We start from the raw sequence: 21,160 nt of genomic DNA, 5'->3' as shown, positions 1-21,160 counted from the left end.
ATTCCCGATTCCCGATTCCCGATTCCCGATTCCCGATTCCCGATTCCCGATTCCCCATTCCCCATTCCCGGCTCTAAAGTGCGCGCCGACTTCTACCTGATCGCCAAACCGCGCTTCCTTGAGGAGCCGCTGAAGCTCGTCTGCGAGCTGGTCAAGCGCGGCTATGGCGCGGGCCAGCCGATGCTGATCCTCGCGCGCTCTGAGGAGCAGGCCGAGGAAATCGACCAGCTGCTGTGGGAGTTCGACGAGGACGCCTATATCCCGCACCAGGTCGCGGGCATGGACGAGGACGACGACATCACCCCGGTGCTGATCGTGCCGCCCGGCGTCGACACGCCCTCGCGGCCGCTGGTGCTGAACCTGCGCGATGAAGTCGCGCCACCGCCCTTCGAGCGCGTGCTCGAAGTCGTACCCGCCGACCCCGCGGCACGCGAGCCGCTGCGCGCGCGCTGGAGCCAGTACAAAGCGCTGGGCTACGCGCTCAACAAGCACGATATGTAGGGCGGCCGGCATCGAGGCAGTCGCGCAGTCATCGGTACTGCGCTGGGCACCACTCGCGCTGACGCACCTGTGCACGCGGGCCGAACCTGGTTCGCACTTCAGGGCCGCGGTGTCCTGGCAAGGCGCAGGCCGCGGAGGATTTGCCGCCAATTCGCGTATCGCGATGCAGTCCGAACCTGGAGCATCGCGCCGTGTCCCTCGCTTCCCGCGTCCTCTTCCGATCTCTCGCCCTTGGCCTGCCCGGATTCCTGGCATGCACACCGGCCGCGGCACAGCTGTTGGACCCCAGCTTCGGCGATCGCGGCCAGCTGACCGAGGGCTTCGCGGCGGTGACCGGCTTTGACGACGACTTCGCGCTCGCGGCCTGCGCCACGCCGGGCGGCACGCTGACCGTTTACGGCGCGGCTTCCAGCAACGTGCGGGTGGTGACGCTGCGGCTGCGCAGCGACGGCAGCCTCGACACTACTTTCAGCGGCGACGGCAAGGAAAGCTTCGACTGGCCAGGCGAGCGGATGTTTGATCGTGAGCGTGTCGGGCTTTGCATGGGCAACGGCGACGCTGTGCTGGCCCAGCCGGCGCTTGAGGCGGGCGACGAGCGCATCGTGCTGGTGCGCGTGCGGGCGCAGACCGGTCTGCCCGATCCCACCTGGGGCAGCGGCGGATTCGCGGTGCTGGATCTCGACGCGCTCAGCACTGGACTGGCACAGCGCGAATCGCCGCTGGGCCTGAATCTTGCGGCCGACGGCGGGGTTGACCTGACCGGTGACGTGGCCTTGAGCGATGGCGGCACGCGCGGTTTCGCGGTGCGCATCGATCCCACCGGTACGGTGAGAGCTGCCGCGATTTACCGTCAGGACCTGTACTCACGCTTCGCCTTTGCGGCAGCGGCGGAGGCGCCGGACGGCAGTCTGTGGCTTTCTGGTCGCGCTGTGCGCACTAGTAACGCCCTCCCGACCCACCTGCATCTGCGGGTGGATCCACAAACCTTGGCACTGGTGCAGGCCCTTCCCGGCTCCGCCCTGCTGCACCGCGTTGGGCGTGGACGCATGGTTGCGCCCGGCGTGTTCGCCAGCGTCGCCCACCGGCGCGAGCCCGGTGCGGCCGATGTGCCCGTGCTGCTTCTGCAGCGCGAGACCGGAACGCGCGTACTTGAGTTGCCGACCCTGCTGCCGGTGATGGGACAACCGGGCAAGCAGCTGCTGCACGACCAGGATGGCGATGTGATTCCGCTGCCGGACGGTAGCCTGCTGGTCACGGGCACCGCCGGCCTCGACAATGACCTCGGCGGCAAGGCGCTGTACCAGATCCGGGTGCTGCTGGCCGCAGGCAGCGAGCCGGACCGGGTCGACACGCGCTTCGGCAGCGGCGGAATCTGGCAGTTCTCGCGACTGCAGCCGGGCTGCAGCCAGCCCAACGATCAGTCGATGCGCCGGACAACCCTCTGGAACGGCCGCGTCACCGTGGTCGGCGCCGCACGCACGCAGAACTGCATCAACAGCCAGGATCACGACTACTGGGTGCTGCGCATGCGGATCGACGCGCTGCACATCGACGGCTTCGAGTGAGGCCTGCGCCGCGCAGCGGTTCCCGATGCCACGACTCGCCCTCGGCCTTCATCCCAGCGCCAGGCGATGCAAGCGCCCGAAGACTGGCGCAAGGCGCAAAGGAAAGCTCAGACGCGCCAAGGCAACGCTGAAGTGTTCGGCGTTGTCGCGCGATATGGAGGGCGCGCCCGCGGATCGAGCGCGTAAGCGCTTGATCCAGCACAAGCAAGCCGAACCTGCCCCGGACTCGCGATCACGGATCAAGACCGGGATGGACGTGATCAGTGTCGCCCTGAGTGCCGGAGCGCTGCTCGCGCGCCCGCAGCCAGTCCAGCCAGCGCTGCAGACGCGCTTGCTGCAGAGGATTGCGCGCGGACTTGGGCACGTCCTGCAGGGCCTTGCCCAGGGCCTGCAGACGTGCGGGCTCGGGAACCAGATCAGCCTCCGCACGCTTGGCCGCCGCCCAGCTCAGCCATTCAATTGTGCTGCTCGGCCCTTCGCTGCCGATTCTTGAAAGTATTGGGTCCAGGACCGCGAGCGCTTCCCCTGGGCGATCGTCCTCGATCAGCGCGGAGGCCAAGCCATGGCGGCTGAAGTCGGTGGTGATGGCCTCTTCGCCGCCGAGTCGGAGGTCCACTTCGAGTGCCTCGCGCGCGTAGTCCACCGCCTGCGAAGGACGTCCGCAGCGCTCTTCGGCCGGCGCCAGATTGCTCAGGAGCAGTGCCATGCCGGGATCGGCGCCGCCGAAGTAGGCTCGCGCTTCCGCCAGTGCCTCGCGATACAACTCCAAAGCATCGACGCATCGGTCCTGCCGCTCGATGACCGCGGCCAGGTTGACTCGGGTCAGCAGCAAGACCTCGCGGTCTTCATAGCCCTGCTCCTCGGCCCATCGCAGCGCCGCGCGCAGGCGCTGCTCCGCGGCCGGCGCATCGGTGCGCTTCTCGATGTCCGCGATGTTCGACTGCATGGAGACATAGCTCTCCATCGCCCGCTCCTGCGGCAGATGCTTGAGCGCGAGCTCAGCCACCACCTCGTACCCTGCGCGCGCCGCTTCATGGTCGCCCTCGTCTTCGGCGTTCATCGCGCTCTGTGACCAGGCAGTGATCTGCACATCAAAGCTGTGCACACCACCAGCTTCGATCAGCGCGATCGCCGCCCGCGTATGCGCCATCGATTCCGGCAGACGCTCCAGATGGTCGTAGACGTTGGCCCGCTCGACATGGAACCAGGCCCGCAGCTCGGACTCAGGCGCATCGATGCCTGCCAGCAAGCGCTCGACGTCGTCGAGAATCTGTGAGGCGCGCGGGTACTCGCCGAGACGCTTCAGCGCCACCGCATTGGCCAGCATCAGCGCAGCACGCGTTGCGGCGGGCTTTTCGGTGTCGGCCTGCAGCAGGCTGGCGTGGTGCTCCAGCAGCTCGCGCGCACTGACGCTGCCACCCTCCACGGCTGCCGGCGGCACGCTGCCGAACAGGTCGATCAGGTGCTGCGACAGCGCCTCGGCGCGGTCGCGTTCGGCCGCGGTGCGGGCCAGCGCTTCCTGCATGCGCAGCAGATGCAGGCTGGCGCCACCGATGAGCACAAGCACGGCAGCAGCAGTCGCGACCAGCAGCGGCCAGCGACGGCGCAGAAGCCGTCGAAACGCATAGCCGAACTCGCCGCGCCGTGCCTCGACGGGACGCCCGTCCAGCCAGCGATCGAGCTCGGCGATCAGGGCCTCCACGGTCGGGTAGCGCTCTTCCGGACGCTTGCGCAGCGCGCGCAGACAGATTGCATCGAGGTCGGCATCGGCACCCGGCACCGCACTCGCAGCGCGACTCGGCGGTTTGGGCTCGGTCTGCAGCACCGCATGGATCAGGGCCGCGCTGTCCTGTACGCCGGCATGCGGCGAGCACTCGGCCACCAACTCGTAGAGCAGCAGGCCGAGTGCGTGCACATCCACACTGATGCTCGCAGCCTCCGGCCGCGCGTCGATCTGCTCGGGCGCGGCATAGCGCAAGGTCATCAGGCTGTGCACGCCGGCGGTCAGGGTGCCCTCGCCCTGCAGATGGGCAATGCCGAAGTCGAGCAGCCGCGCACGGCCGAAGGCATCGACCATCACGTTGGAGGGCTTCAGATCGCGATGCACCACCAGCCGCGCATGCGCATAGGCCACCGCTTCGGCGATCTCGCGCAGCACGCGAACACGCGTGCGCAGATCGGGTGCTGCGCTCGCGCACCACTGGTCCAGCGGCAGACCTTCGACGAACTGCATGGCGATGTAAGGCGCGCCGTCGGCGTCACGCCCCCCATCCAGCAGCGCGGCGATACCGGGATGCTCCAGGCCGGCCAGAATTCGCCGTTCGCGCTCGAAGCGGCGCAGCTCGTCGCTGCTCCAGCGGCTGCCGCTGAGGCGCTTCAGCGCCACACGCTGGACAGCGCCCTCGACGTCGCGCTCAGCAAGCCAGACCTCACCCATGCCGCCGCGACCGATCCGCTGCAGCACGCGGTAGCTCGCGATCCGCGGCCCCGCATCGCTCACGTTCTGACGACGATCGACGGCATCCAGCGCCGGCAGCGGCTGGGCGCTGGACTGCAGCTGCCGCGCCAACTCCTGCGCCAGCGCCGGCTCGGTCTGTGCGAGTTCCGCCAAGCGCTGCGCACGCGCGAGCCCCGCAAGCTCGAACAGCTCGAGGAACAGCGCCTTGCGGCGCGCGTAGTCATTGGCGGGCTGCAGCCCGGTCGCATCAGAGCTCACGGCGCCGGCTCAATCACGCGCGAACACATGTTGCTTCAGCCAAGCGGTGGCGTGCGCCCACTCGCGATTGACCGTCGCCGGGTGCAAGCCCATGGCGTGTGCGGTCTCGTCGATGGTGAGGCCGACGAACACCCGCAGTTCGACGACGGTGGCCGCACGCGCATCGAACTCGGCCAGCCGCTGCAGGGCATCGTCGAGCGCAACCAGCTCGGCAGGCGTGCCGAGATCGACTGCGTCGAAGTCCTCGATCGGCAGCGCGCGCTCGCCGCCGCCGCGCTTGTCGGCCAGCTTGCGGCGGGCGCGATCGATCAGGATCTGGCGCATCGCCCGCGCCACGATGCGGGCGAAGTGCACACGGTCCTCGGCCTCGGGCGCGCGCGACTGGATCAGCTTCATCAGCGCATCGTTCAGCAGCGCCGTGGCCTCCAGCGTGTGGTGATCGGCGTTGGAGCGCAGCACCGCATTGGCGAGCCGGCGCAGCTCCGGGTAGAGGTGGGTGAACACCCGGTCGCGGGCGTCGGCGTCGCCCTGCTGCCAGTCGGCGATCCAGGCGGTGATGTCGGGGGTAGGCGCTTGCATGGCGCCAGAATAGTGCAGCCGCAGGCGCTGCGGGCACAGGCCGGATCGCCCTCTTTGCGCTGCACGGGGCGGTTGAACCGCAGCCCATCGCGAACAAGGCTGCCACGCGCTCACGGCGAGGCCCGCCACATCTGCGCCAACACTGTCTGAAGGCCGCGCGGGCCAGCCGTCTGGCGGGCCGCGCCGTGATCATCGCGTCCAGGGATCTCCGGTGAGCCCGTCAATGCGGCCTGCTCCACAGGAACGTGGCTCTGGCTGGGTTGGTCATCGCTCGCAACTCTCATGCCCACCCCTTCTGCCCCAAGATCGTCATCGACTGCGCCGCCTCGCCCTACGCAGTCAGGCGACAGATCCTTCGCCGCCGGAACTCACGCCACCACGGCTGCCTGCCGCGCTCCAGCACACGGCGCCGCGAAGGAACCGCCGCACTTCTGCGTACAGCATCGCGAACCCGGCGACAGCGCCGGCACCGCGAGCGCCTCCATGCACACACACCCCTTCATCGCCCGCAGCCTGCTGCTCGGCACCCTGATGTCCACGGTGCCGCTGGCCCAGGCTGGACGCTTCCAGGACGACTTCAGCGATTCGAACTCCGGCTGGGCGCATGCCGCCGCCACCTCGCACCAGCACCGCGGCTTCGCCGTCTACACCGACAGCGCGCAGTACCAGATGACCCCGGTGCAGGACGACACCTTCGGCTTCGCGCCTGCGCCGCGACAGCTCGGCGGCGAGGTCTCGGTGAACGCCGATCTGTTCCTCTACGCTGGCGTCGGTCGCGGCGGCGCCGGTCTCGCCTGCCGTTACCGCAACCCCGCCAACTTCGATGCCGCGCTGGCACGCGGTGACGGCACGCTGGTGCTCATGCGCGTACGCGAAGGCAGGGCCGAGATGCTTGCTGGCGGGCCGGTCGAGAGCGTCATCCCGGGTTCGGTCGACACCCGCATCGAGCTGCGCTGCAGCGGTGACCGGCTGAGCGCGCGCACCCGCGAGGGCCTGGTGATCGAAGCCGCCAGCGCGGGCCCTGCAGAGGGCCAGTCCGGCCTGCTGGTGATCGGCGAGGCGGCTGCCGGCACCAGCGCGGTGTTCGACAACTTCGAGCTGCGCGCGCTGAAGTGATCGGGCGCCTGCGCTTGCTGCCGCGACCGCGGGCAGAAGCCCTCAGGGACGCTGTGCCGTTCACCGCCCAGCACTGCCTGAACTGCGGTGACCCGCGCCTCGACGCCTACTGCCCGCGCTGCGGTCAGGCGCGCGTCGGTCGACTCGGCGCCGGTGCCCTGTGGGCGGAGACCTGGACGCGATGGCGCGTGTTCGAGTTCAGCCTGGTGCAGGCGCTGTGGCAGGTCCTTCGGCGACCCGGCCAGGTCGCGCTGGAATACGTGCAGGGCGCCCGCAAGCGCCACGTGCACCCGCTGAAGCTGTGGCTGTTCGTGGCCGCCCTACAGCTGCTGGTCCTGCAGCGCAGCGGCTATCTCGATGCCGAGGGCGCCGAGCTCGGCGCCGCACTGGCGCTGATCCAGACCTGGTCGAACTTCGCCTTCGCCATCGGCGGGCTCGCGCTGTGGCTTGCCTGCGTGCTGGTGATGAAGCGCGGCTACACCCTCGCCGAGCACGCCGTGCTCGCCGCCTATACGCACAGCCTGGTGCTGGCGATGGCAACGCTGCTGAAGCTGCCGGTGCTGGCGTGGCGGTCTCCGGAATTTCTCGCCCTGCACCAGTCTGTGGCACCGCACGCACAGGATCTGGTGGGCGCGCTTGCCCTCGGCATCGCCGCCCGGCAGTTCTTCGGGCTGCGCGGGCTCGGAGGACAGCTTCGTCTGGTGCTGCTGATCGCGGTCTTCCTTGCCGGCAAATGGCTTCTTCTGCGCGGCTTCGGTCACGCACTCAGCGCCTATGTGCGCAGCCAGCTCTGAACTCGACAGATGTCCACGAGCAAGGGCAGCCAGCGCATGAGGCGCATCTCTTCCTTCTGACTCCACCCCACGAGGCGCATGCCCCATGTCCACGAACCGACCCCATACGCCCGCCAAGGCAACCGCCCTTGCCCGCTGCGCTGCGGCGCTGCTGATGATGAGCGGCCTCGGCGCCTGCACCGGCAACGAAGGCGAGGCCCTGGCCGAATCCGGCGCTGCCACCAGCACCGACAGCGCACTGGCAGACGCGCGCGCTCCGTCGGCTCCGCCCGTCGTGCGCACCGATGAAGCCGAGGCCGAAACCCAGGGCGATGCGCTGGCCGAGCAGATTGCGCTGCGCCTGCAGGCCTGCGCCTACGACGGCTCGCCGATCACGGTGAAGGGCGAGACGCTGAGACCGCCCGCGGACGGCGCCTGCGTGGATCTGGTCAACCGCATCATGCGTTTCACCGGTCTGCCGCAGAACTTCAACGTGGTCGAGGCGCCGGTGCCCAATGCGGCGGCCCTGATCCTGGTCGACGACAGCAAGACGCCGAGGCGGATCATCGCCTTCAACCGCAGCTTCCTCGGCATGGTCGGCCGCGCCACCGGCGACAACCCCTGGGCGCCGATCAGCATCATGGCCCACGAGATCGGCCATCACCTGTCCGGCCACACGATCCTGCCCGGCGGCAGCCAGCCGCCGATCGAGCTGGAAGCGGACAAGTTCTCGGGCTTCGTGCTGTATCGCATGGGCGCCGGCCTGAGTGACGCCCAGCACGCGATGAGCGCGCTGGTGCCGGCGGATATGCGCTCACGCACGCATCCGGGGCGTGCGGCACGGCTGGACGCCATCGCCCAGGGTTGGCGCGAAGCCTGCGAACAGCACGGCGGCAGCGCCTGCGAAGCAGGCATGGCGCAGGCCGCCACGGCGACAGCGAATGCGCCGCGCCCCGCCGCCAGCGTGCCGCCGGAGCACGACGCCGCACCGGCCGTTGCGTCACCGATGCCCGCCACCGCTGCCGTAGTGGCCCCGCCCGCACCGCCTGCGCCCGGTGGCATACCCTCCAAGTTCGGCCGCTTCGTCTACGACGAGTACGGCGTGCTGGACGCGGACATCGTGGCGGCGGTCGAGCAGCGCCTTTACCGCCACGTCGAGGAGCATCAGGTCGAGATCGTCACGGTGCTGGCGCGCAACACCCGCGGGCTGAGCGCCAGCGAGTACGCCTGGGCCATGCTGCGGCAGCTGCGCGTGGGCAAGCTCGACGTCGGCAATGGCGCAGTGCTTGTGGTGGCGCCGGAACGCGGCGAAACGGCCATCGCCATGGGGCCAGGCGTGGCTCTGCAGATGTCGAGCACCGTCAACGCGGATCTGCAGCGCCTCGGCGGCTTCCTGCGGCTGGGCTGGCCGCAGTGCCAGAAGCGCCAGGCCTGCGGCAACTGGACCGAGAACCTGCTTGACGCCGCCACCCACATCGCCGACGACACCGGCCACCTCGACTGGAGCATCCGCTTCCAGGATCTGGGCGAGATGCGGGCCCTCAGCAAGGCCGAGCTCGAGCGACGCGTGCGCAGCGGCGATCGCTATGACCCCGCCCAGGATCCGGTCAGCCGCAAACTGCTTCGCGTGGAGGCCAGCGTGGTCGACGCAGCCCCGCCGGCACAGGGCCAGGGCTATCGCATCAATCCGATTCGTGCCGAGCGCGTTGGGCCCCCAGTCCTGCTGCAGACGGCAGACGGACAAAACCTGCTCGCTTACCAACCCGCCAACCTCGCCTCGCTGATGTCGGCCGGCGCCCTGCAGCAGGGAAGGCGCTACAGCCTGGTCCTGCGTGAGTCGGCGATCGATCTCGACACGCCCGAGTTCGATCTGCTCAGTTACGACCTGGTGGAAGCGGGCGGCTGAGCCGCGTCCTGACAGCGCGGTCCGCGCGCCCCGCCACGGATGGCAGGGCGGGCGGCAGCCTCAGTCGGGCGTCTGCGGGGCGGTCCGGACATCGCTCCCGGCAGGCAGCGGCGTCGCATCGGCGCGCACGCCACAGTCACGAGCCCAGGCCCTCGCACGCTCAAGACGCAGCGCCCGTGGCAGAGCAGGCGAGCGCTGCACCTTGGCGAGCGCCGCCTGCATCGCGGCGGTCTCTGCGGGGCCCGGCGCCGTGTCGCGCAGACAGCCGAGCGTCGCGCGCACGATGTCCTCGGTTGCCGCCGAGTAGGCGTCAAGCCGCTGATCGGCGGTGCGCATGCGGTCGAACGCGTGCATCCGCTGCTGCGCCTCGCCCGGCAGGCCGGCGGCCAGCGCCGTCCATGCGCGATCCACCTGTGCCGCCAGCGCGCGCGGATGCCGTGGCCCGCCGCGCGCCTCGTGCAGCGCTTGCGCCGCGCCGAACAGCGTTTCGGCCTCGCTCCACTGCCCCTGCGTCAGCCGCAGCAAGCCGCGCGAGTGCAGGGTTTCCGCCACGTGCGCATGGTCCTCACCCAGCTCCCTGCGCGCGCGCGCCTCGATCTCGACATACAGCCGATCGGATTCTTCGGCACGCCCCAGCTCGCGCAGGGCGGCCGCCCGCGTGCGCTGCACTCCGAGCACGCTCTCCACGCGCTCGGGCTTGAGCTGCGCCAGCACGGCCAGGGCTTCATCGGTGTAGGCGAGTCCGGCTTCCGCGTCCCCCTTGTACAGCGCTACCGCACCCTGATTGCCGAGCAGCGAGGCAAAGTACAGCTGTCCTTCGGGGAGGCGCGCTCGGAGGATCCCGGTGGCCTCATGCATCGACGCATCGGCGGCCTGCTCCTCGCCGAGGCTGCGCTGGATGATGCCCCGCATCTGCAGGATATGGCCCATCGAGGCCGACGCTTCCTCGCCGCCAGCGCGCAGCACCGCCACGCCCTCGTTCATGGCGGCCAGGGCCGCGTCGAGTCGCCCGATCCGATAGTCGATCATGCCGCGATCGTTCAGCGCCTCCGCCAGATCGCGCGCCGGCGGCCTGGGCTCACTGCGCCACAGACCGATCGCACGGTCATACAGCTCGATCGCCTCGGCATGCATGCCCTGGCTGCCCAGCACGTCCGCCACCGAGCGGAACAGCGCCGCGCGGGCGTCGTCCGACATCTGCGCCCGCAGGCCCTCGCGGATCTGCGCCACGCTCCGCTGCAGCAGCTCGCGCGCGCCGAGCTCCTCACCCTGCAGCTCCTCCGGCCGGGCATTGCTGAACATCAGCTCGTAGAAGTGCGCGATCGCCACCGCCTTGTCGCGTTCCCGCTCAAGCGCCGCCAGCTGAGCGCGCGCGCGATGCACTTCCACCACAACCAGCACGATCGCCACCGTGACAGCAGCTGTCACCGCGAGCAACGCCGGCCAGCGCTTGCGCAGGAAGCTTCGCAGCCGATACCCGCGCTCGCGGGCACGCGCAGCGACCGGTTGCCGCTCCAGCCGACGGCGAAGATCCTCCGCGAAGGCCTCGACGCTTGCATAGCGATCCTCGGGTCGCTTGCGCAAAGCCATCGCGACGATGGCATCAAGGTCGCGATCGACGCCGGGCACTGCAGCGCACTGTGAGGGTGGCCGAATGTCTCCCTGCAGAATGGCCTGCAGCAGGGCGGAGGGCGCGATGTCGCGTGGATACGGTGAGCCACCGGTCAGCAGTTCGTACAGCAGCAGGCCCAGCGCATGGATGTCGATCGCGGGGCCTGGGCGCAGGTCCGGCGCCTCGATCTGTTCGGGCGCGGCATAGCGCAGCGAGACGCGCTGCTCGATCGTGCGCGTCTCGCTGCCCTCGGCCAGCAGCCTGGCCACACCGAAATCGAGAAGCTTGGGCTCGCCGCTGGCGTCGACACGGACGTTCGAGGGCTTGATATCGCAGTGCACGACCAGCTGCCGGTGGGCGTAGGCGACGGCCGACATCAGCTTGAGCAGCAGTCGCAAGCGCTCCTGCAGGTCGGGCGCATGCATGCGCAGATGCACGTCGAGGTCCTGGCCCTCGATGTAGGGCGTGGCAAGAAAGGCAACGCCGCGCTCGTCCACGCCGGCGTCCAGCAGATTGGCGATGTGCGGGTGGTCGAGCCCGGCAAGGATGCTGCGCTCGCGTTCGAACAGACGCTGCAGCCGCGGATCGATGTGGGCATGCAGGGCCTGCTTCAGGGCCACTTTCTGCAGCACCCCGTCAAGGCTGCGTTCGGCCAGCCAGACCACCCCCATGCCGCCGCGCCCCAGCTCACCGAGAAGGCGATAGTTGCGGGGCATGACAGCAGCCTCCGCGACACCGGGACGTGACGCACCGTCAAGCGGCCCGAACGGCTGCTCGGCAGCTGCGAGCAGCGCCTTCAAGGCCTCGAGAAGGCCGGGGCGCGGAGCGGTGAGTTCGGCCATACGACGCTCGCGCAGGGCGGGAGGCAGCGAGAGCAGCTCAGCGCTCCAACGCTTGAGCAGGTGGTAGTCGTCAGCGTCCACGCTCAGCGTCTGGGTATCGTCTGCTTGTGCACGCATCGGGTTCCGGATCGACCACGGTTCTGGCGCATTCTGGACATGTGCACGCGGCGACACCAGAGCCGCGCCCGCGTCCATTCGACCCGCGGGCGAGCACAGGACGCCGGGCCAAGCGCGGGTCCAGCACGACCTGCAGGACCGGGCTGCAGCGACCGGTTCGGCCATCGCCACGCGGCCGCTTCAGGCCGGCGCGAAGTGCCCGTGGAAGCCCAGCGGAAAGCTGCGCGGCAGCCAGGCCATCGCGATCGGGCCGTTTTCGATGCGCTGCGCATCCAGCACCGCGAGGCCACTGCGATCGCGGGCGCTGTCGAGCACGGTGCCGAGCAGCCAGCCGTCGTTGGCGCGCCTGCTGCCCGGCCGCGGCACGAACAGATGCTCTTCGGCCAGCACCTGCGCACCGTAGCGGTGCTGCTGGCGGCGCCCGCGCTGCAGGTCGATGGCGGCAACGCCGTTGAAGTAGGGCACCTCGCGCTCGCCGACGTTTGCCGGCGCATACAGCCGCGCGCCACGGTCACCCGGCGATCGCGGGTCGAACTGCGGGAACTCCAGGCCGTACTGGTCATGGTCGATCCACTGCGCGTGGCCGGACTTCATGTCGAGGCGCAGCGTGGTCAGCCGGGGGCCGCGGTCCTCGACGATCGCCCTCGGTTCGCCACGCATGGCGGCTGCCATCGGCGACACCGCATCCGCGACGTCGCTGTGCAGTACCGCGCGCAGCTCGATCACGCCTTCGCGCTCGAAGGCATCGCCGAAGTGGTAGGCCATGCCGAAGTCGGCCTCGAACCAGCGCGGCGCATCGAGTGCATCCTTGGGCACCACGGCGATGCGGCAGGGCAGATCGGGCGCGAACTTGAGACGCTCGAAGAAGGGCCCGCTGTCGCCCATGCGGTAGGGCGTGAGCACGAACACCAGATGACGCTCGGTCATCGCGAAGGCATGCAGGTAGCCGGGCGCGGGTGTCGGCAGCAGCTGCTGTCCCAGCAGATGGCCATCGGCACCGATCCGCCAGATGAGCAGACCGCTGCCGCCCAGCACATCCAGCGAGCCGAAGTTCCAGGTCGTGCCGTCGCCCTCGCGCAGCGGATGCGCAGAGAAGGGCGCGGCTTCCATGCCCGACGCCCAGGTCACCGGGCCCAGCGTGTCCAGCGTGTCGGGATGCAGCTCGTAGGCTGAGCCGGCCTCCCACAGGGCGAACAGGCGACCGTCGATCAGCGTGACCGAGGTGTTGGCGGTGTTGACATCGTCGTTGTTGCGCACGGCCAGCGGATTCTCGATGCGCGAGCCAGCGGCCGGCAGCAGGAAGCGACCGGCCTGCTGCTCGCGCCGAAACTTGGAGGTGCCGACCATGCGCGCGCGATGCTCGATGCCCTGCGGGCCGATCTTCCAGGCATGCACCAGGCCATCGCCATCGAACCAGTGCGTGTAGCGCTGGCCGCCGCGCTCGAACAGAGCGGGGCCGTTGCGATACAGGGTGCCGGCCAAACCCTCGGGCAGTCGCCCTTCCAGCACGACATCACTGGGCCCGAAGGCGTCACCGTCGATGCTCTGCCAGCCGGCGAGATAGGGGTGGGCGGCGCGTCCGCGCGCGAACGCATCAACAGCGGTCTCGGCGCGCAGCAGTCGCGGGGCGATCAGCAGGCCACTGGCGGCCGCGGCCAGTGAGCCAAGGAATCGACGACGGTTCATGGCGGGCTCCCGAGCCTCAGCGCAGGCGCAGCTGGATGCGGGTGCCGCCCTCGCCCACTTCGATGCGCGCCTCGTCGAAGGTGGCCTTGCGCATCACCTCGGGGTTGTTGCTGAAACCATAGCCCTCGATCGGCATGCCCATGAAATTCGAATCGAGCGCGCCATTGCCGTTCTGGTCGTGCATCACCTGCACCGCATAGCTGCCGGGCGCGAGGCCCTCGAAGCTGAGCAGGGCGCGCTCGCCGCTCGGTGCGTGCAGCTGGGCGGCAACGGGCGCCGCCTTGCCGTCCCAGCCTTCGGCGCTGGCGTGCACCGCGACCATCAGCTGGCCCTCGCTGCTGCGGATGTCGGTGATCTCGACTTCCAGCGTGGCGGCTGCCGTCAGCGAAGCGGCGGACAGCAGCGCAAGGCAGGCGCTGGCGCGAACCCAATGAAGGCGAAGGCTGGATGTGGACATGGGCGTCTCCGGTGAGAAGGCCTTGCGGCCGATGGAGACAGTCTCGCGATGGGACGCACGCAGCGGCAGGTGAGCGCGGTCATGCGCAGGGCCTGCCGAAAGTCACCTGCGGCCGGATACGCAGCCGACGCGGAGACCCACTCCGCGTCGGCAAGCCGGTCTGACAGCCCACTCAGCGGCAGGGCGCGAAGCGCCGCAGATTGACCTGGCCCTGCTGCCCGGAGAAGGCATCCAGGGCCAGGCCCGGCGCGTGGAAGCTGTACTCCAGCACCGCGCGGTCGCAGGAGGTGAAGCGCAGGCGGCCGCTGCCGACGACGTGGCTGTTGGTCGTGGGCAGCGAGTCGAGCAGACCCGCCGTGGTGCGTGTCCACTCCAGCTCGACCACGCCCGGCTGTCCGGACAGACCGCGGCCCGCGACGGTCAGCCAGTGCGGATGCCCGGCACTCTCCGGCGACGCGGGCGAGAAGCCGAACCAGGCGCCCCACAGCGCGCCCGGCTGCCCCGCAACGCCGGGATCGACCTGCATCAGCACGCCCTGGCTGGGCCGCCCTTCCAGCACCCAGCTGCCGGTGGACGCGGCCTGCAGGCCCGACTGTTCGGCCAGCGACGCACCGCCGCAGGAGGCCGGCGGCGGCCCCAGGCGCTGCAGCCTCCGTGCGCCGACTTCGGCGAGGCCCGCGCCTGCCTGCGCGGGCTCGATGCGGTACTGGAACTCGATCGTGTTGCAGTCGATCGCGCGCAGCTGCGTCTGCCCGCGGACGCTGGTCTGTGGCGTGCCGCCATCGAAGCGGCCGTTGGCGGTCGCATACAGGACGGCATCCACCGGCATGCCAGCCGACGCGCTGCCCTGGCCCAGCATGGAGTACCAGCGCAGCCCTTCGTGGCTGGGTCTGTTCGGCGCGGCAGCCGCTTCGAGTGCGGCAGGGAAGCTGAACCAGGCCGCGAACCAGCGCTGCGTGGCCGCCTCGACGTCCAGCATCAGGCCCTGCCCGGTGATCTGCGGGTCGTACCAGAGCCCGCTGTGCTCGGCACCGACCGCCCTGTCCTCCGCCAGCGGCGGCGCAATCACGGCGCTCCAGCTGACGGGCTCGACGGAGCTTTCGACAAACCTCACCGCTTCGAGGCTCTCCTCCACCCGCAGCAACGAGCTGACCTGGCCGCTCCAGGGTAGTCGCATCTGCGCGGGCGGGCCGATGCGCAGGTTCGGCAGCAGCAGTCGGCGGGCATGGGCGCTCGCGGCCTCACGTTGCAGCAGCAGCAGTTCTCCGGCGCGCGACGCATTCGCCAGCTCCCAGCCCTCCGCACTCGTCGCGCCCAGCGTGGGACGCGCGAAATCGCGCGCGGCACCGCTGGCGCGATCCAGCAGCAGCAAGCCCGCGCCGCCGCCCTGCACCACCACGCCCGCCCATTGTTCCGCGTCCGCCGCATCCAGCCAGCGCGTGCGCTCCACGGTCGGGCCAGGCAGGCTCAGATCGAGTGCGCTCAGATCGGTGCGCCAGCGCAGGGGCTGCGCTTCCGCCACCGCCAGCAGCGCCTGGAGACGAATGCCGGTGCCGCTGAATTCCAGCTCGCCGACGAGAACCTCGCCGTCAGCGGACAGGGCGAGCACCGCAGGGCAGCCCAGCCCGGACGGCAGCGCATGCCGCCAGAGCAGGCTGCCGGCGGGGCCGTAGGCGCGCAGGAAGTAGCTGTCGCCCTCGCGCTCCAGCACGGCAGCGCCGCGCCCCGGGTGTGAGCCCACCGCGCGCTGCGCGCACTGCGACTCGGTCGCCACCGTGATCTCCGCACTGCTCGGCATCTCGCCACTGGCAGGGGCGCGCAGATGGCGAACCGCGTAGCCGCTGGAATCGGTGGAACGCAGCAGAAACACGCTGGCGGCGCCGTCTGCATCCCAGCCACCGCGCTGGCGCTCGATGGGGAACGACTGGCCCAGCCAGCGCTGCACCGGCAGGGCCGCGCCGTCGCTGGCGCGGTAGCACAGCAGGGCGTACTCACCCGCGCCCGCCGAACTGTCGTACACCGAGACGCAGACGCGACCCGCCTCGACCTCGGCGTAGAGATGGTTCGTGCTGAAGCGCGGCACCTGACCGAGCGTGCGCCGCCATAGCGTTTGCAGCCCGCGCTGCACGATCAGCTCACGCACATTGCCCTGCCGCAGCAGCCGCGCGACCCGCCCGTCGTCCAGGGCCGCCTGCAGCGGAACGCCCGCCACTTCCGGCACCTGCACGCGCGGCGTGTGCAGCCAGGCCGGCGCCGAGCCCGCGCGAACGGTGGCCAGCTGGGCGCCGCCCTCGGCGAAGCGCGATACCAGCAGCGCACCGTCGGCCAAGCGCAGGCGCGGACGCAACTCGCCCATCGGCTGCAGCCACTGGACGCCGCCGCCGGGCTGCAGGCGCAGCGTGCCCCAGCGCAAGGGCTCGCTGCGCTCCACCGCATTGAGCGCGCGGTCGTCGCCATGCACCAGCCATTCGGCCCCGCGCAGGCCCGAAGCGCTGCTGCCGAGCGGGCCAAGCACATAGCCTTCGGCCAGCTCGGTGCGATGCCTGAGCTGCAGGCTGCGGTCCAGCTCGACCAGGCTGCGCGCGCCGGCGCGATCCGCACTGTCACCGATCGCCAGCAGCAGGCTGTCGCCCTCCTCGCGCAGGGCGGCAACACTGCGACCGGGCAGCTGTCCGCGCTGCAGCACCTGCCCGCCAGCGTCGAAGACCGCCAGCTCCAGCCGTGCGGATACGCCTCCGCCGCCAACCAGCAGCAGGCTGCCGTCCGCCAGCGCGCGCAGCCACAGGTGGGGCGTCTGCCCCGCGCTGAGCTGCAGCGCGGCCGGCAGATCGATGTCCCACAGCATCTGCCCGGCCTCGTGGCGCGACAGGCGCAGGGCCGAGCCGGGAATCCTGTCGCGCACCACATAGACGCCCGGTTGGGCCGGGTGTGCGTCGAATGCGCGAACGCTGTACACCTCGGCGAGCAGACTGCAGTCGGGCCCGTAGCTGCGCATGTTGAACAGCGTGTACGGCAGGAACTGCCAATCGAAGGCGTGGATCACCCCCTGGCTGTCCCGCGCGACCAGCCCGGCGAGGTGGGCCGGGTCGCGATCCTCGTTGGCCCATCCGAGCGTGCCGAGCGGCGTCGGTTGGGGCGTGCCCGGCGGCGGCAGGAAGTTGAGCTCGGGTGGCGCGGGCAGCACGCTGGCAACGCGCAGCAGACTGCGGCCATCCTCCATGCGCACGCGCGTGCAGGCCTGGGCGCGGCGCTGGACCATCACCACCGGATCGAATCCATTCTGCGCGGGCAGGGCCTGCACCCACAGATCGCTGCTGCGGTAGTCACTCAGGGGCGTCTCGGTGAAGGCATCGAGGCGATTGCCGAGGAAGCTGCCGTCGCCACCGTAGCCCACGACCTGGCCGTGAGCACGCAGCTCGAAGCCGTCCTCCCGCGGCAGCAGGGAGTATTCGGTGGGGACCGTGCCGGACTGGGCCAGCGCAGGCTCCATGGGCACAAGCGGCATGCACACCGCGGCGAGCCAGAGGCTCAGCAGGCGGGAGCAGCGCGACCAGACATTCAGTTCAGACATCGCTCGATACTCGGCTGACAAGAAAACACGCGGAAAGGACATCGGGACGGTTGAAGCCGCGGACTGAGGCGCCGGAGCGCCCTCAGCTGCGAACCGCGGTCCAGCAGCCTCGCATCGCCCCAGCGCATCGCACTGTCGAACGCCCTGTCGCGCTGTCCGAGTCGATCGCGCGCACACGCTTGCGACACCGCCTGCAGGTGCTCGCAGCCGCGCAGCAGTGCCGATCGAAGAACCCTCCGCGGATATCTTGGACGAACACCACGCCAGCGGACTGTTGCAGGAGTGTTGCTTTTTGTAGCCCCGGGTCCGAGCCTTCTCAGCGACAGGACTCGAAGCGCCGCAGGTTGACCTGCCCCTGCAGCCCCGCGAACGCATCCCCGGGCAACCCGGGCGCATCGAAGCTGTACTCCAGCAACGCACGATCGCAGGCAGTGAAGCGGAGGCGACCTGTGCCGATCACCCGCGTGTTGCGCGTGGGCTGCGCATCGAAGCTGCCGCCCAAGGTGCGCATCCATTCCAGCTCGACCACGCCGGACTGCCCCGCGGCGCTGCGGCCAGTCACGGTGAGCCAGTGCTGGCCGAGCGCATCATCAGGCTCGCCCGCATCGAAGCCGAACCATGCGCCCCAGACTGCCCCCGCACCTCCCGCAATGCCCGGGTCGACCTGCATCAGCAGGCCCTGGTTGGGCCGCCCCTCCAGCACCCAGCTGCCGGTCGACGCAGCGCTCAGACCCGACTGTTCAGCCAGCGACGCACCACCGCAGGCGGCCGGCGCAGGCCCCAGGCGCTGCAGCCGACGGGCACCGAAGAGCACCGGCATCGCGCCATTGGCGGGGTCGGATGTGGCATAGGAGAACTCCAGGGTGTTGCAATCGATCGCACGCAGCGAGCCCTGGCCCTGCGCCGCGGTCTGCGGTGCACCGCCGTCGAAGCGACCCCCCGCGGTCGAGTACAGGGCGCCCGCAATCGGCATGCCCGAGGCTGCGTCACCCTGCCCCAGCATCGAGTACCAGCGCAGCGCAGGCCGCAGGTAGGACACCGTGGTTCCGAACGCAAGCGTGGCCCGATCGAAGTTGAACCACGCGGCGAACCAGCGATGGTTCGCGGCCTCGACGTCGAGCATCAGGCCCTGCCCGGTCGACTGCGGGTCGTACCAGAGGCCGCTGTGGCGTGCATCGAGCGCCTGCTCGGCAGCGGGCAGCGCCGCCAACACCGGCGGTGAGTCCAGCGCCATTCGCGTGACGGCGTGACGGCGTGGCGTCCACAGCCCTTCCGGCGACAGCGCCCAGCCCGGGGAAGCTGCGCTCGGCCCAATGCCCAATGCCACCTGGATCGAGGTTGGTGGCGCCAGCCGCAGCGGCTGCAGGCGCAGGCCGCGCAGCTCAAGGCGTTCGCCCGCGAGCGTGGCGAGCTGCCAGAAGCCTGGCTGCGCGGACTCCGCGAGCCGCAGCCACTGCGGCTCCGGCGCCAGTGGAAGCTGCAGGCGCAGCGCTTCGGCGCCCGCGCGGTAAGGCAGCCCCAGCAGTTCGACGCCGGCCTCGCGCCGAACAGCGACCAGTGCGCGCCCGCCTGCGGCATCGAGCGCCCAGGCGTATTCCCTCAGCTGCTGGCTGGTCAGACCGGCCAGCGCGCTGCCCGCCAGATCGATCGCGCCGATCGGCTGCAAGTCTGCGTCCAGTGCATGCAGGCGCATGAGACCCTTCAGGCCTCCGGCATCGAACTCCAGCAGCAGGCTGCGGCCCTCCGCGTCCACGTCGCCCACCCACCAGCTCGCGTTGGGCTCATCGAGATCGCGCTCGACGCGCGTCTGCTGATCGAGATCGACGCTGAGCACGCGTGTCGTCGAAACCTGCGGCAACACGATCACAGCGCGGCCATCCTTCGCCTGCGAGAGCATGCCGCTAACATGCGGGAACGCGATGCTGCCACCGAGAATGGACTCGATGACTGCGCCCTCGCTGTCCATCGAAAGCTGCACCAGCGGCGTCTCGCCGTTGCCCACCGGCAGCCGCTGCAGCAGCAGGCGCACGCGGCCCTGCGCATCGACGCGCCCGAGATGCACCCACTCGCTGTCGGACGACGCGCGCAGAACCCGATCGAACAGCAGTTCACCGGCCGCGCTGGAGAAGCAGGCGAGCCGGGCGTGCCGGCTGCTGCCATCCAGATAGACCAGACAGCTCGGCGCCTGCGCCGAACTGCGCGCGACGAGCGTTCGTCCGTAGTAGCTCTGGTAGCCAGACAGCGAGCGCGTCCAGAGCGCCCTGCCCTCACTGTCCCAGGCGCTGAACTGCAGGCTGCCGAAGCCGGGGCCGGCATGGATGCCCAGGGCGCCAAACCGGTCGGCCTGTGTCGCCTGGGCGAGGCTGCGCGCGGGGTCGGGTGTCTGCGGCCTTGGCAGCCGCTGTTCGCTGCCGTCGGGCCGGCGGCGCAGGAGATCCCAGCCCCCGTCCAATTCCTCCATCAGCAGCACCGCACCGGAGCGCTCCACCAGCACAGGGCGGCGTCCGGTCTGCAGTGGGCTCAGGGTGTCGACGCTCGCGTCTGCCCGCGGGCGCAGGACCGCATACGCGATACCGGGCACCCAGGGCGCGCGTCCAAGCGCGCCACGCTGGTCCGAGACCAGCCAATAGGGCGAGTGCAGGCCGTGCTCGGCGCTGACGACGCTGCCGTGCACCTGCAGCGATGCCAGCTCGTGACTTTCGCGGACTGACAGTGCGAGGTCCAGCGCCAGCACGGCGGTGTCGCTGCCACGCGTCACCGCCAGCAGTAGACGATCACCCACCTCAGCAAAGCCCGCCACCTGCTGGCCGTCCACCCGGGTATTCGCCAGAACGCGCCCATCCTCACCGGCAAGCCGCAGCAGCTGGATCTCGCCCGAGGCTCCGCCCTGCAGGGCAAGCAGCGCACTGCCGTCCGCCAGCGCCCACACGCGCGGGCCAGCCAGTGACTCGATCGTCCAGGTCCAGGCCGGCTGCAGCTTCAGCAGCCGCTGCAGCACAAAGCGACGGCTGTCCGCCGACCACTCCACCACGAAGGCCCCGGCGAACTCTCTGCGAGCACTGACAGCGACAACGTTGTTGAGGGCGCGCGCGCTCGTGTCGAGGCGCTCGCAGTCCGGCGCGAACGCGAGCAGTCGGCCACCAAAGGCGGTCGCATACATGATGCCCTCGGCATCACCGGCGATCCGCGGCGCTTCGTACGCGTCCTCGCGGTAGTCGATGAGGCGAGGCCACGGTGGCGGCGGATCGATCACCGAGCCTTCGATGTTCAAGCGGTCCAGCCGGATCTCAGTCCACGTGCCGTCCGGCCCGGGATGGCGCAGACACTGCGCCGCGCGCGACCACGGCGGACCGCCCCGCATCACGCCCAGGCCGACGGCTTCCGCACCGGCTTCTGCCGGCAGGGCGAAGACCAGCGGCACGGCGCGCGTACCGGCATGCGGAAAGGACTCCGACTGCAGCAGTTCGCCCTGCGCCGAGTAGCGCAGACGCAGCTGGCTGGAGCGGATCTCATAGCCGTCGCCCGCGGGCCAGAAGGCCGGACGCGCGGGCAGCAGCGCGTCCGCAGCGGTCTCCACCGGCAGCGCTGATTGCAGCGGCAGCAGCGTGCCCAGTGCGGTCATGGCTGCCAGCCACCCGACTCGAACGAAGAAAGCTGTCATCGATGTGTTCATTGAACGAGTCCATAGAGAGAGGACCTGCACGTCAGATGGCGTCCCT

The 21,160-nt window shown here is 70.1% G+C and carries 12 protein-coding genes; 5 read left to right on the top strand and 7 right to left on the bottom strand.

Translation table 11 applies throughout. From position 1 onward, the window contains the following. The first annotated feature begins 78 nt into the window (after window positions 1-78). The gene (locus Q0654_RS06875) at window positions 79-501 is read left to right on the top strand and encodes a DNA polymerase III subunit chi (protein ID WP_298851942.1); all 423 of its coding nucleotides are present in this window, start codon (window positions 79-81) and stop codon (window positions 499-501) included. Window positions 502-692: 191 nt separating this feature from the next. Further along, window positions 693-2,066: a hypothetical protein gene (locus Q0654_RS06870; protein ID WP_298851936.1), complete on the top strand. Its 1,374-nt coding sequence runs from the start codon at window positions 693-695 to the stop codon at window positions 2,064-2,066. Window positions 2,067-2,298: 232 nt separating this feature from the next. Here Q0654_RS06870 and Q0654_RS06865 read toward each other — a convergent pair whose 3' ends face one another. Continuing rightward, on the bottom strand, window positions 2,299-4,782 hold the full coding sequence (locus Q0654_RS06865) for a serine/threonine-protein kinase (RefSeq protein ID WP_298851934.1): 2,484 nt from the start codon (window positions 4,780-4,782) through the stop codon (window positions 2,299-2,301). 9 nt (window positions 4,783-4,791) lie between these two features. Further along, entirely contained in the window at window positions 4,792-5,361 is a 570-nt protein-coding gene (locus Q0654_RS06860; RefSeq protein WP_298851932.1) for an ECF-type sigma factor, read from the bottom strand. A 483-nt stretch (window positions 5,362-5,844) separates the two neighbouring features. Here Q0654_RS06860 and Q0654_RS06855 point away from each other — a divergent pair, with 483 nt between their 5' ends. From Q0654_RS06855 to Q0654_RS06845, 3 genes are all read left to right on the top strand, one after another. Next, a complete protein-coding gene (locus Q0654_RS06855; protein WP_298851929.1) occupies window positions 5,845-6,477 on the top strand; it encodes a hypothetical protein in 633 nt (210 codons plus the stop codon). Window positions 6,478-6,530: 53 nt separating this feature from the next. After that, entirely contained in the window at window positions 6,531-7,271 is a 741-nt protein-coding gene (locus Q0654_RS06850) for a DUF3667 domain-containing protein (protein ID WP_298851926.1), read from the top strand. Window positions 7,272-7,356: 85 nt separating this feature from the next. Then, complete coding sequence (locus tag Q0654_RS06845; protein ID WP_298851924.1) at window positions 7,357-9,156, top strand: TPM domain-containing protein; 1,800 nt, start codon at window positions 7,357-7,359, stop codon at window positions 9,154-9,156. Window positions 9,157-9,216: 60 nt separating this feature from the next. Here the strand turns inward: Q0654_RS06845 and Q0654_RS06840 are convergent, their stop codons facing one another. The 5 genes from Q0654_RS06840 to Q0654_RS06820 form a co-directional block, all read right to left on the bottom strand. Next, window positions 9,217-11,727: a serine/threonine-protein kinase gene (locus tag Q0654_RS06840; RefSeq protein ID WP_298851921.1), complete on the bottom strand. Its 2,511-nt coding sequence runs from the start codon at window positions 11,725-11,727 to the stop codon at window positions 9,217-9,219. 180 nt (window positions 11,728-11,907) lie between these two features. Beyond that, window positions 11,908-13,413, bottom strand: coding sequence for a carotenoid oxygenase family protein (locus tag Q0654_RS06835; protein WP_298851919.1), 1,506 nt, complete (start codon window positions 13,411-13,413; stop codon window positions 11,908-11,910). A 16-nt stretch (window positions 13,414-13,429) separates the two neighbouring features. Then, window positions 13,430-13,870 (bottom strand): DUF2141 domain-containing protein, encoded by a 441-nt coding sequence (locus tag Q0654_RS06830; RefSeq protein WP_298851917.1) that lies wholly within the window; start codon window positions 13,868-13,870, stop codon window positions 13,430-13,432. A gap of 172 nt (window positions 13,871-14,042) precedes the next feature. Continuing rightward, the gene (locus Q0654_RS06825; RefSeq protein WP_298851914.1) at window positions 14,043-17,441 is read right to left on the bottom strand and encodes a hypothetical protein; all 3,399 of its coding nucleotides are present in this window, start codon (window positions 17,439-17,441) and stop codon (window positions 14,043-14,045) included. A 316-nt stretch (window positions 17,442-17,757) separates the two neighbouring features. Next, the gene (locus Q0654_RS06820) at window positions 17,758-21,114 is read right to left on the bottom strand and encodes a hypothetical protein (protein ID WP_298851912.1); all 3,357 of its coding nucleotides are present in this window, start codon (window positions 21,112-21,114) and stop codon (window positions 17,758-17,760) included. Window positions 21,115-21,160: the final 46 nt, after the last annotated feature.

This window comes from uncultured Aquimonas sp., from assembly GCF_937888285.1.
Classification (GTDB): domain Bacteria; phylum Pseudomonadota; class Gammaproteobacteria; order Xanthomonadales; family Xanthomonadaceae; genus Aquimonas.
This window is presented reverse-complemented; position numbering and strand designations above follow the sequence as displayed.

Excerpts from the sequence above, each read along its gene's own strand:
- Q0654_RS06860 (WP_298851932.1), bottom strand. The coding sequence starts at position 5,361 with ATGCAAGCGCCTACCCCCGACATCACCGCCTGGATCGCCGACTGGCAG.
- Q0654_RS06855 (WP_298851929.1), top strand. The coding sequence starts at position 5,845 with ATGCACACACACCCCTTCATCGCCCGCAGCCTGCTGCTCGGCACCCTG.
- Q0654_RS06845 (WP_298851924.1), top strand. The coding sequence starts at position 7,357 with ATGTCCACGAACCGACCCCATACGCCCGCCAAGGCAACCGCCCTTGCC.
- Q0654_RS06840 (WP_298851921.1), bottom strand. The coding sequence starts at position 11,727 with ATGCGTGCACAAGCAGACGATACCCAGACGCTGAGCGTGGACGCTGAC.
- Q0654_RS06835 (WP_298851919.1), bottom strand. The coding sequence starts at position 13,413 with ATGAACCGTCGTCGATTCCTTGGCTCACTGGCCGCGGCCGCCAGTGGC.
- Q0654_RS06830 (WP_298851917.1), bottom strand. The coding sequence starts at position 13,870 with ATGTCCACATCCAGCCTTCGCCTTCATTGGGTTCGCGCCAGCGCCTGC.
- Q0654_RS06825 (WP_298851914.1), bottom strand. The coding sequence starts at position 17,441 with ATGTCTGAACTGAATGTCTGGTCGCGCTGCTCCCGCCTGCTGAGCCTC.
- Q0654_RS06820 (WP_298851912.1), bottom strand. The coding sequence starts at position 21,114 with ATGAACACATCGATGACAGCTTTCTTCGTTCGAGTCGGGTGGCTGGCA.